Annotated in this window: 8 protein-coding genes; all 8 read right to left on the bottom strand. The window is 35.1% G+C overall.

Annotated elements, in window-relative coordinates:
- Positions 1-55: 55 nt before the first annotated feature.
- The 8 genes from MST30_RS12460 to MST30_RS12425 all read right to left on the bottom strand — a co-directional run bounded on the left by MST30_RS12460 (position 56) and on the right by MST30_RS12425 (position 12,343).
- Positions 56-469: an HYC_CC_PP family protein gene (locus tag MST30_RS12460; protein ID WP_241974209.1), complete on the bottom strand. Its 414-nt coding sequence runs from the start codon at positions 467-469 to the stop codon at positions 56-58.
- Between the two features lie 60 nt (positions 470-529).
- The gene (locus tag MST30_RS12455) at positions 530-2,482 is read right to left on the bottom strand and encodes a heavy metal translocating P-type ATPase (RefSeq protein ID WP_243471733.1); all 1,953 of its coding nucleotides are present in this window, start codon (positions 2,480-2,482) and stop codon (positions 530-532) included.
- A 58-nt stretch (positions 2,483-2,540) separates the two neighbouring features.
- Positions 2,541-2,954 (bottom strand): Fur family transcriptional regulator, encoded by a 414-nt coding sequence (locus MST30_RS12450; RefSeq protein ID WP_103051058.1) that lies wholly within the window; start codon positions 2,952-2,954, stop codon positions 2,541-2,543.
- Positions 2,955-2,956: 2 nt separating this feature from the next.
- A complete protein-coding gene (locus tag MST30_RS12445; RefSeq protein ID WP_103051309.1) occupies positions 2,957-4,162 on the bottom strand; it encodes an efflux RND transporter periplasmic adaptor subunit in 1,206 nt (401 codons plus the stop codon).
- A gap of 4 nt (positions 4,163-4,166) precedes the next feature.
- Complete coding sequence (locus MST30_RS12440; RefSeq protein ID WP_243471732.1) at positions 4,167-8,501, bottom strand: CusA/CzcA family heavy metal efflux RND transporter; 4,335 nt, start codon at positions 8,499-8,501, stop codon at positions 4,167-4,169.
- 95 nt (positions 8,502-8,596) lie between these two features.
- The gene (locus MST30_RS12435; protein ID WP_103051056.1) at positions 8,597-8,908 is read right to left on the bottom strand and encodes a DUF6660 family protein; all 312 of its coding nucleotides are present in this window, start codon (positions 8,906-8,908) and stop codon (positions 8,597-8,599) included.
- Positions 8,909-8,954: 46 nt separating this feature from the next.
- Positions 8,955-11,066 (bottom strand): Piwi domain-containing protein, encoded by a 2,112-nt coding sequence (locus tag MST30_RS12430; RefSeq protein WP_243471731.1) that lies wholly within the window; start codon positions 11,064-11,066, stop codon positions 8,955-8,957.
- Between the two features lie 44 nt (positions 11,067-11,110).
- On the bottom strand, positions 11,111-12,343 hold the full coding sequence (locus MST30_RS12425; RefSeq protein WP_132704064.1) for an ApeA N-terminal domain 1-containing protein: 1,233 nt from the start codon (positions 12,341-12,343) through the stop codon (positions 11,111-11,113).

The following is a 12,343-nucleotide window of genomic DNA, read 5'->3' as shown; positions in this document are numbered from 1 at the left end:
CAAATTATCCTTACGACATTGCAGTCATAGGATAAAAAAGTCTATTGTTTAAAAATCAAATTAAGTATGTTTCGTCAATCTTGTAGAGTTGCCTTATGACGAGTGGCGGTTTATATTCTTCGTAAGTAGAAACGTTATTTTCTAAACCTTCAAAAAGGTTAATGTAAGTGTAAACAAATGAAGCTAAAAATACTTGTTGTTCAAATGTGATTTTGTCAACTTGCAATTGTAATTCGTCTTGACCTTCAATTGCTAATTGTTTATCATCACAACAATTTTTCTTGGTAATAGAACATCCTTCGGTTGAAGGCTTTTCCATTTCCATTCCGCACCCTTTGGCTTTATGAAAAATAGCAGTTTCTACTAACGTATCTCCGCAATAATGCATATTCACAGTAAATGACATTGTAGAGAATAACACTACAAAAGCCATTGCGAAAGCCATTATTTTATGCAATACTTTTTTCATTGTAATTGCAAAGTTACGAAATTTTAACAAATACTTATTTAATTAACAGAAGTTTAATGCTCAACTCCATTTCATTTTCTGTAACCTTACCGCATTTAGAATTGCTAATAAAGCCACGCCTACGTCTGCAAATACAGCTTCCCACATTGTTGCCAAACCTCCTGCTCCCAAAATCAGTACAATTACTTTAATACCAAAAGCCAAAATGATATTCTGCCATACAATTTTTCGAGTGGAACTGCCTATTTTAATAGCTCTCACTACTTTTGAAGGTTGGTCGGTTTGAATGATAACATCGGCTGTTTCTATGGCTACATCGCTACCTAATCCGCCCATTGCTATACCTACATCACTTGCTGCTAAAACAGGTGCATCATTAATACCATCACCAATGAAGGCTACTTTATTTTGTGGATTTTTCTTTAATGCTTCAACTTCATTTAATTTATCCTCTGGCAATAAACCTCCCTTGGCATTTTCTATTTTTAAATCCTTTGCCACTTGTTGAGTTATGGAATCTTTATCTCCTGAAAGCATCATTATTTTTTTAATCCCTACCCTATGTAAACTTGATATGGTTTCTTTAGCATCCTCCTTTAATTCGTCCGCAATTACCACATAACCTGCAAAAACATTATCAATAGCTACCAAGACAATAGATTCCACGATAGATTCAGTTTCATTAGGCACTTCTATATTATTGGATACCATTAAAGCCTTATTTCCAACCAAAACTTCTTTACCTTTTACCATACCTTTTAACCCTTTTCCTGCAACTTCAGAAACCTTATTTGCTTCAAAATTGTTGGTTCCTTTCTGGTATTCCATAATAGCTTTAGCAATAGGATGTGTAGATTGCTCTTCCATTGCCATTAGATAGTTCATAAATTCTTCTTCATCCCAATCAAAGGTCTTAATGCTTTTGATTTTGAAAACTCCTTTGGTAACCGTGCCTGTTTTGTCCATTACCAAGGTGTTTATCTTGGTCATAGCATCCAAAAAGGAAGCTCCTTTAAACAGAATACCATTTTTTGAAGCTGCACCCAATCCACCAAAGTAACCTAACGGAATAGAAATTACCAACGCACAAGGACAGGATATTACCAAGAAAATCAATGCTCTGTACAACCAATCCCTAAACACATAATCCTCTACAAAAAAGTACGGTAGAAACGTAACACCTATTGCTAAAAACACTACAATTGGTGTGTAAATACGGGCAAACTTCCTGATAAACAATTCGGTTTTGGACTTTCTTGCTGTGGCGTTTTGTACCAAATCCAATATTCTCGCTATGGAACTGTCTTCAAACTTGCTGGTGACTTCCACTTCAATCACACTTTGCAGATTAATGCTTCCTGCATATACTTTTGACTTTTTATTTATGGTGTCAGGTTTACTTTCGCCTGTTAACGCTGCGGTATTTAAAGATGCTTTTTCAGATAGCAGCATACCATCCAATGGTATTTTTTCACCTACACGAATTTGGATTTTTTCGCCTATTTCGACACTTTCGGGCGATACGCTTATATAATCACCATCTCGAAAAACATTGGCTTCCTTTGGTCTTACATCCAATAAGGCCTTAATGTTTCCTTTAGCTCTATTGACTGCTGCATTTTGAAAGAGTTCGCCCACTGCATAAAATAACATCACCGCAACGCCTTCGGGATATTCCCCTATTATAAATGCCCCAATAGTTGCTATAGACATTAAAAAGAACTCTGTAAACACATCGCCCTTTTTTATGCTTTCCCAACCTTCTTTAACTACCGGAAAACCAACAGGTAGATATGCTATGCCGTACCAAATTATACGAAGCCAATCCTTAAAAAAAGAAACATCAAAATAGTCTAATACTATTCCAATAATAAGCATTGTAAAACTTATAACGGCAGGAATGTATGCTTTAAATTGACTTGAACTTTTACCGTGATTGTGACCATCATCGTGACTATGCCCGTTATCAGAATCAGGCTTTAAGTCTCGTAGATTTATTTTCTTTTTTTTCATTTTTTATTTGTCTTAAATTCAAAGTTCCGTAAAAAAGGGATGCAACAGAAGTGCATTATTAACCGCTACATTTATCGCAAATACCTTTAACTACCAAGTTTACATTTTCGGAAATAAAACCTTCAGGAACCTTGATTTGAGGTATTTTGTGGTCTGTTAAACAAACTGTTTCTCCACAATTAGTACAATGAAAGTGTAAGTGTAAATCTGTTTTAATATTGCAACTGCATCCTTGTTCGCATAAGGCATATTTAGTGATGCCTGTACCATCGTCTATTTGATGTACAATATCCTTTTCTTCAAAGGTTTTTATTGTTCTGTAAAGCGTTGTCCTGTCGGCCTTTTCAAACGCATTCTCAATATCGCTCAAGGTTACCGCTACTTCTTTTTCTGCAAGAAACTTATAAATAAGCAACCGCATTGCTGTAACGCGAATATCTTTTGACTCTAATAATTGTTCTATTGTTTCCATAATTAATGAGCGTGTTCTGCTTCTCCTTTTTTCATTTCTGCTATAAGGTAATACGCATTATTGTAAGCAAACTTGGTTTTAGCAGATACTTCTTCTGAAAAAGTAACTGCAATCCAAACTCCATCTTTTTCACCAGTTATTACTTCTACAGGCTTAAAAGCCCAAGTTTCACCTTCTTTTTCTACCGTAAAAACAAAAAATCTATCGCCATCTTTTACAATGGCACTTTCGGGCAATGCCTTTGTTAATGTACTATCGGTTTGTATTCTTCCTTGAATGTACATACCTGGAATGAGATTACCTGATTTATTTTCTATTTCGGCGTGCACGTGAACCGCTTTAGGGTTGTCTTCAAAGGTTTTGCTTACCGAGTAAATCTCGGCCGTAAGTTCTGCATCTGGTATGGATTGCACACTAAAAGTTACCTTTTGCCCTTGTTTTACTTTATAGACATCTTTTTCAAACACCATTAAATCTGCGTGCACGTGGTGTGTGTTTACAATCTCGAACAGTTCCGTTTGTGGTTCTACATATTGTCCTGTTTTAACCTCTACTTTTTGCACAAATCCTTCAATGGGGCTTCGTAGTGGAATTTGTTGAGCGATACTCCCATTACGAACTGATGCTGTATTAATATTTAAAATACTTAATTGAGCTGCCAAACCATTTACTAATGCCGTTGAACCTTTGTATTCTGCTTCTGCTTTTTGGAAATTAGCACCAGATCCTACTCCTGCATCGTATAATTTTTTTTGGCGTTCGTAATTTTTCTTTAAAAGTTCGCTATTGCTATAAGCGTTTAGGTAATCGGTCTGTAAGGCTATAATATTTGGATGTGACAAATAAGCCACTACCTGACCTCTTTCAACTTTATCGCCTTCAATTACTTTTATGGATGTTACATTGGCACCTACTACAGAAGTAATAGCAGCTTCGTTTTGTGGTGGTACTTCCAATGTGCCGTTTGCCTCAACATAGCCACTCATATTGCGTAAGCCCAAGGTGTCTATTTTCATTTTTAAGGCATCAAACTGTTGCTGATTAAGCGTTACTTCGCCTTCTTCGTGGTGTTCTTCATTTTCACTGGTTTGTTCTGTTTTATCGTAAGAATGTCCATCATTTTCTGAATGGTCTTTTTTATTGCCACAAGACACCATAAAAAGTGCTGCAAAAATGACTGCGATGTATTTGTATGCTGTTTTTTTCATAATGTTATTGATTGAAATATTGTAATTGAAATGCACTTTCTAAATAATTGATTAAAGCGTTTTGAGCTTCCAGTTCTGACTGTACGGCTTCTTTTACCAATTGTGTAAAGGTGGTATAATCTATTTCTCCTTCCTTATACGCCAACAACGCTCCTGATTTTTGGTCTTTGGTTAACGGTAATACTTGTGTTTCGTAAAATTCCCAAGACAGTTTCCATTTTAAATAATTTTCTTTTGCTTGTGCATATTGTGATTGTAATTCTTGTTTTTTGAATAGCAAATTACTTTCTGCAATAGCATTGTCAATTTTTGCTGATTTAATTCGGGCCTTGTTTGAACCTGACAGGAATGGAATGGAAATTCCTGCTTGATAGGTATAAAAACCTGAATTACCATTAACTTTTTGTAAACCACCCTGAAGGTTCAATTTCGGTAAATTATCGGCTTTTGCCGCTCTCAATTCTGCTTCGGCGACATTCAATTGATTTTCTGAAACAGTAACCATTGGATGTTCATTTGTTGATAAGCTATCAGTTTCAATCGTTGCAATGTTTTCCAATTCTTCTGATACAGTATAAATTTCGTCTTCAAATAACCAAAGATTTAACTGTTGTATGGCTATGAGGTAATCTCTGTATGCCTGTACTTTTTTATTTTGAATTTGAAACACTTGATTTTTTGCCGCTGAATACTCCAATTTAGAAATGGCTTCCACTTCAAAGTTCAGCGTAACTGCTTGTTCAAAATTACCATAGATAGAATCAAGCTCTTTGTACAACTGAAAGTTTCTCATAGACTGATAACATTTTGCCCACGCTTTTTTCACTTCCAGTTCTACCTCCAATTCAGATAATTGCAATGCTTTTTGAGACAACTCAATGCGTTGTTGTTGCAGTTTTCGTTTTGCTCCGATTCCAAACACATCCATATTTGATTGTCCAACACCGACCGTTGTGTAGATTCCTGTTCCATCTTTGACTTCTTCACCTCCTGTAAAGATTTGAGTAGAACCAAAATCGTATGCCGTAGATTTTAGGTTTTCTTGTTTGGTAACTTCCAATTGTTTTTGTTTCAATAGCGGATAGTTCTTTTTAGATAAAGCAACAGCTTCGTTCAACGAAATTTTAGGCAAGGTATCCGTGATTTGTTGTGCATTACTTCGAGTTGAAAACACCAACATTAAAACCAGTACTGCGGTTGCACTCACTATTTTTTTGTTTGGTTTTAACCTAAACGATTTATTCTCAACCCAATGATATAAAATAGGCAATACAAATAAGGTGAGTAATGTTGAAGTCAATAAACCACCAATAACTACCGTTGCCAACGGACGCTGAACTTCTGCACCTGCCGATGCTGAAACAGCCATTGGTAAAAAGCCCAACACATCTGTAAATGCTGTTAGCATAATAGGGCGTATTCTTCGCTTTGTACCTTCCAAAATCCTTTCTTTTAAATTGGTGACACCTTCTTCTTTCAATTCATTTAGGCCACTTATCATAACCAAGCCGTTTAACACGGCAACCCCAAATAATACAATAAAACCAACACCTGCCGAAATGCTAAATGGCATATCACGCAACCATAAAGCCACCACACCACCAATGGTTGCCATTGGAATAGCAATGTATATCATTAAGGTTTGTGGTACTGATTTTAAAGCAAAGTATATCAGTACGAAAATAAGTAGTAAGGCAATAGGCACTACGGTTTGTAAGCGATTGCTGGCACGTTCTAAATTTTCAAAAGCACCACCATAACGGATAAAGTAACCTGAAGGCAGTTCCAATTGTGCATCTAATTTTTCTTTGATTTCTCCCACCAACGATTTTACATCACGCCCTCTTACATTGACACCTACATAGGTTCTGCGGTTGGTATTGTCCCTGCTTATTTGCATAGGCCCTGCTTTATAGGATATATCCGCTACTTCACGAAGTGGAATTTGTGTCCCCGAAGGCAAATTGATAAACAGATTTTGAATATCTGATATATCCTTACGGTTGTGTTGGTTTAAACGAACTACCAAATCAAACCGCTTTTCTCCTTCAAAAATCACACCTGCATTTCCTCCGGCAAATGCCGATTGCACCATTTTGTTTAGTGTATTGATTTGTAGCCCGTATTGCGCCAACTTATCTCTATTATAATTTATAGTCATTTGAGGCAAACCTGTTGTGGCTTCGGCTTTCATATCACCAATACCAGGTGTTCCTGCAATTATTTTAGTAATTTCTTCTGCTTTTTGCGATAAGATATCAATATCCTCGCCGTATAATTTTATGGCAATATCTTCACGAACTCCTTCCAGCAATTCATTAAAACGCATTTCTATAGGTTGGGTAAATTCATAATTCACTCCAGGAATAATTTCAACAGCTTCTTTTATTGCTTCAATAAGCTCGTCTTTTGTCTCTACCGTAGTCCATTCACTTTTAGGTTTCAGTATAACGAATACATCTGCTAAATCCATAGGCATTGGATCGGTGGGTATTTCGGCTACACCAATACGGCTCACAATTTTTTCGACTTCGGGAAATTTTGCCTTTACAATCTGCTCAATTTTGGTAGTAGTTTCTACTGTTTCAGATAGTGAACTGCCCGGTTTTAAAATGGCGTGGAATGCAATATCGCCTTCATCGAGTTGTGGGATAAACTCGCCTCCCATTCGGGTAAACATAAAAACTGTTACCGCAAATAACGCCACTGCAATTCCTACAATCCATTTTCCTTTTAAGAGTGCTCTTTGCAATAAAGGTTTGTATTTATCTTCAACCCAATGCACAAATTTATCTCCATAAGATAATTTGTTGTTTTTTGGCGGTCTCAATACTAAAGCAGACATCATTGGAACATAGGTAAGGCACAATACCATAGCTCCCAACATAGCGAAGATGAAGGTCAATGCCATTGGTTTGAACATTTTGCCTTCAATGCCTTGTAAGGCTAAAATGGGAAGAAATACGATAAGAATAATTAGCTGGCCAAAGAACGCTGCATTCATCATTTTTTTGGAAGCCGATGCAGCAACCTCATCACGCTCCTTGGTTGTTATTTTTTTCTTTTTAAGTACTTGGGAAGCGATAAGAAATACCGTAGACTCCACAATAATCACTGCACCATCTACAATAATACCGAAGTCTATAGCTCCTAAACTCATCAGGTTAGCCCATACGTTGAATACATTCATTAAAATAAATGCAAACAGTAAGGATAGTGGAATAGTTGAAGCTACAATTAAGCCACCTCGCCAATTACCCAACAAGAAAATGAGGACGAAAATAACGATTAAAGCCCCTTCAATAAGGTTTGTAGCAACCGTTGATGTCGTTTCTCCAATTAACTTACTTCTGTCTAAAAGAGGTTCAATAACAACGCCTTCTGGCAGGGATTTTTGTATTTGAACCATACGCTCTTTAACATTGGCAATCACATCATTTGAATTTGCACCTTTAAGCATCATTACCAAGCCACCGACAACTTCTCCTTCGCCATCTTGTGTTAATGCTCCGTAACGAATAGCTGCACCAAATTGAACTGTTGCTATATCACCAATGGTAATAGGCACATTATTAATGGTTTTAACCGTAATTTTTTTAATGTCGTCTAAATTTCTTGCCAATCCTTCCCCACGTATAAAATTAGCCTGATGGTTTTTTTCGATATAAGCACCACCCGTATTTTGGTTATTGGCTTCGAGGGCTTCAAATACATCTGTAATGGTAATCCCAATAGATTTAAGCTCGTTAGGGTCTACAGCAACTTCATATTGTTTTATTTTACCACCAATAGCGTTGACCTCGACAACACCAGGAACCATTGCCATTTGGCGTTGTACAATCCAGTCTTGCATTGTACGCACATCCGAAATGGAATATTTATCTTGATATTCTGGTTTTACTTTTAATGTGTATTGGTATATCTCTCCAAGACCTGTGGAAATAGGTCCCATTGTAGGTTCTCCAAAACCCGCCGGAATTTGTTCTTTTACTTCGTTGAGTTTTTCAGCAACCAATTGCCTTGGAAGATATGTACCCATATCATCACTAAATACAATGGTGACAACTGACAGACCAAAGCGTGAAATTGAGCGAATTTCTTCCACATTAGGCAAATTGCTCATTGCCACCTCAACAGGATAGGTAACTATTTGCTCAATATCTTCTGTGCCTAAATTTGGGGATTGTGTTATTACCTGAACTTGGTTGTTGGTAATATCCGGAACGGCATCTATGGGTACTTTGGTCATACTCCAGATACCTGCTCCAATAATGGTAAGCGTTAGCAAACCAATAATGAATTTATTATTGATTGAAAAATCAATGATTTTATTAATCATAAGAATGGTTATAATGAATTTATAAATAGAGATAAGCAACCTATTTTAAAATGGGTTACTTGAATTTATAAGATACCTGCATAGGCAGGCATTCATTAAACCTGTGGTGGCTGTAAAAGGGTGGTATTGAAGTCTTTTTCAAGACCATCAAAATAATAGAAAAGTTGTGTTGGAATAACAGTATTAGATACACTGTAATCTACAACCTTAAAATGTATCACGTGAATATGACAACAATGGCATTGGCAAAATGGTGAGCATAGATCTGCTCCTTGATGTTGATGGTCGTTGTCTAACGCTTGAGAAATTTCGGTTTTAACCTCATTATCTGGTATACCATTATCTTCACAAGGCACTAAATTGAGCGCAAAGATATAAATAGATAATATGAGTGCTAAAACTTTCATTGAGACAAAGATAAAAATATTTTAATGCAATGGTGTTGCAAAGTATTTATAAAAACCACAACGTATCTTTAGCGTCCTCTGGAACACCGTTTTCGAAACGAGGTGCTATTTGGGCTACCATTTCGGGATATTTTATGGTAATTGGTACATTTTGTTGGCGTAAGGATTTCCAATACAATCTGCTGAACTGATATACTTGGGTTAACAATTCTTCAATCACCTCAACATCTTCAAAAGCGTCTTCATCCGGACTGCTTATTTTTATCTTTATTGGAAATGGATAACCATCTGTATCTGCATAATAAATATCGTTTGGGTAATGTGCATTGTTAAACAATAAGAATTGGTTTTCGGCAATGCGAATGTATGTACCGCTTACAGGCATTAATTTATTACCCCAATTTACATCGTAAGCAATCATATCTTCTGCTTCGGTTTTATTGATATTCAGAATATATAAAGGCACTCCTAATTTTAGTTTGTTCATACCATCAATAATTGGTTGCAGTTCTTCGTAGCTCATTTCTTTATAAAAATGAATGACTACTTTATCTGCTTGGGCTACTGATGTAAAATCTCTAATTGCTTTTAATATGCTACCTGCTAATAGTTTTGTTTCGTTTTGGTTGAAGTATTCAAAATTTCTAAACAATCCATTATTTTGAAAACTAAATGCACTGGCAATATACCTTCTGTTTTCCCCTTGATTGGTAAATGCTCCTACTCCAATTACCAATTCTTTTTTATCAGTTACTGCCAGCTTCCAAGGTGCACCACCTAATTTGGCATGGATAGCCAAAGCCATGTTTTGTAATGAGAATTGGAAGTTGTATTGATTTTCAATATTGATGACCATTTTTTCATAATCTACCACTTGGGTAACTATGCCTTCGTTTAAAAACAGTTCTTTAATACGGATGTAAATTTCGCGGTCGTCAGGATCTGGTGTGAACCTATCGAATGGGCTTAAATAAAATGCTGCGTATTTTATATTATCGTGGTCGAAGGTTAGGCTTTCTAACTTTTCAACTATTTCTGGAATCGGGTCGTTTTCATTGGTAAATTCGATAAAGTGTTCTTTAGATGATGATGCTTTGATGTTTACATAAGCTTCTAAACCTTTGTAAAAAACTTTCTCTGTTTGTACACCATTTTTAAAATTGTCATAAAACTTCAATACATCATTTTTATGAGAGGTGTGGCAAATGAAAAATATCTTGATATTTTGATTGTTTGGTCTGCGATAAGGACTTAAGATATTCATTGCCTTTTTAGGCACTAAATGGGTTTTCTTATTGCCATATTGGTCTTTACCAAACTCTAATAAGCCCAAGTTGGGATTTATGTGATTGATACGGTTACCAGGAACATCTATAAAAGCATCTTGTTTAAATGGGAATAAGGCTTTAAATTCTTCTGTAAACAAATATTTTTCTGCAAAATTGGAAATGAGTGCTACATATTTTTGATATTTGTTTTTTGATCTTTCTGGTTCTTCAATTGGAATGCTTATAGCTCTTGCCAATTGTAAATTGAATATTGGAAAGGCTTGACTAAAATCTATGCTATTGTAAAAGTCTTCTCTATCCTCTGAATCGAGGTCCATTTGGTAATTGAATGTCTTTTGACCATACACGCAACGCTTAATAAACTCTGTTTCCTCAATATCCTGAACAGACTTTGTAAGTACTTTTGATGTACCATCATAAGACACTATTAGCTCTGGTAAGTCTGTAAGTTTTGCGAACTGTATCTTAAATGAAAATTTATAAAAGAGGTTATAGTCTCCTGTATTCCCGTTTTTTGAAGGCAACCACACTTGCACATCACGCACAAAGTTTTTGACTACGATATAGCCCTTTTCTAAAAAATATGTTTTTAATTGGTGTTTAAGGAATTGCTTGTAAATGCGTAGTTCTTTACCTTTTGTCAAGTCTATTTTGATACTTGGTGCATTGGGTATTTCTTGAGTAAACGTTGTATAAATATGCTCTACTTTAGATAAATCTGTATCTGGAAACGCCTCTTTAATCTGCTTTGAAAACTTTGACCAATGAATTGGATGGCTTTCTTCTATATCCTCCAATGATAAGTATATGGTAGGCGCGCTACTTGGCCATTTAAAATTGAGTATGTTGGTTTTTAAGTGTTCTTGCATAGATAATGAGGTGTTTGTTATTACTTCCTACATAATTAAATTATTTAAGTATTAATCTCTAAAATATCCTTATTCAACAATCTATTAACCGACTGCATATCTTGATAAGTAGATTTTGCCCTTAACATTATCTTCTCAATTACTTCTTCTGAAGCTTCCATCTTTTTCATTAAACCTATACCGACTATATAATCCAATAAAAAGGAAATGTATAGCAACTCAAATTGAGAAAAAATGTTATTCTTTGTCTTATTTCGATGAGTTAGATAATCCCTATGTCTTACTATTTTAGAAACATAACCTTTGATTTCGCTTTCTGGAATTGAAGTAATTCTATGAATTAACTCTTTATGTTCTAATAAATATTTTTCTACAGTTGGGTTTTTATGAGTTTTACCAAATTTAAAACTGTAAGCTTCAAAGGCTGAATATGAATTAGTGAACCTTCTACTATGACTTGTCTTTACAGTTAATAAATTTTCAATTATTATATCGGCACAATAAGTAATGTCTGGATTCGTAAACCAATGTTTGATTAATTTAGATAAGTCTTCATTAATTGTATCATAATCAAGTGTAATAAAACCAGAAATGTTCTCCTTATTAAAATCATCCTTATAATATAATGAAGCCCACTCACCACAACTTAAACACTTAAAATTAAAGGACTTAAACTGAACAGATTTACCGTAAATGAAATGAAATATTTTTTGAAATGAATTGTAAAGTTCAATGCTTTCCAGAATACTCAAATTCTTTGTAGACTTGAAGTCTACATAGCCTATGTTATCCATTCTTAAAAAGTCGTGATTGGAAGTGTATGAAGTAGATTTTGTTATTGTTAAAGTTAAGTCTTGTGAAATAACTGTTTGGTGTTTTATGTCTTCTTGTTTTTCAACCTTATCTTCAAATGAATTATACCAATTCATTTTTCTAACCCACTTTACAATTGCTGCATTGTCAATTTGAAATTCACTCACTTTTAAATTTACCGGTTCTATTAAGTGATGAGCACACACAAAGGTGTATTTAGGGCGATATACTTTAGTTTCAATTATACCTGTACTACTATTTTGTATATTACAATTAACAAAGGTTACATAACCTAAACCTGTGAACATTCCATAAATCACTTCAATTTGGTATGCTGCATATTTCTTATTCAAATTTGTGGTTATAAATATCTTGTTATCTTTTAGCTCAAGGACACAGAAGCACTTCACATCTTGTGATTCCTTAAACCATACCTCACCGAAATATTTATTCTCTTTAAACAT

This window comes from Winogradskyella sp. MH6, from assembly GCF_022810765.1.
Classification (GTDB): Bacteria; Bacteroidota; Bacteroidia; order Flavobacteriales; family Flavobacteriaceae; genus Winogradskyella.
The sequence above is the reverse complement of the archived record's forward strand: the minus strand, read 5'-3'. Positions and strand labels throughout refer to the sequence as shown.

Excerpts from the sequence above, each read along its gene's own strand:
- MST30_RS12460 (WP_241974209.1), bottom strand. The coding sequence starts at position 469 with ATGAAAAAAGTATTGCATAAAATAATGGCTTTCGCAATGGCTTTTGTA.
- MST30_RS12455 (WP_243471733.1), bottom strand. The coding sequence starts at position 2,482 with ATGAAAAAAAAGAAAATAAATCTACGAGACTTAAAGCCTGATTCTGAT.
- MST30_RS12450 (WP_103051058.1), bottom strand. The coding sequence starts at position 2,954 with ATGGAAACAATAGAACAATTATTAGAGTCAAAAGATATTCGCGTTACA.
- MST30_RS12445 (WP_103051309.1), bottom strand. The coding sequence starts at position 4,162 with ATGAAAAAAACAGCATACAAATACATCGCAGTCATTTTTGCAGCACTT.
- MST30_RS12440 (WP_243471732.1), bottom strand. The coding sequence starts at position 8,501 with ATGATTAATAAAATCATTGATTTTTCAATCAATAATAAATTCATTATT.
- MST30_RS12435 (WP_103051056.1), bottom strand. The coding sequence starts at position 8,908 with ATGAAAGTTTTAGCACTCATATTATCTATTTATATCTTTGCGCTCAAT.
- MST30_RS12430 (WP_243471731.1), bottom strand. The coding sequence starts at position 11,066 with ATGCAAGAACACTTAAAAACCAACATACTCAATTTTAAATGGCCAAGT.
- MST30_RS12425 (WP_132704064.1), bottom strand. The coding sequence starts at position 12,343 with ATGTTTAAAGAGAATAAATATTTCGGTGAGGTATGGTTTAAGGAATCA.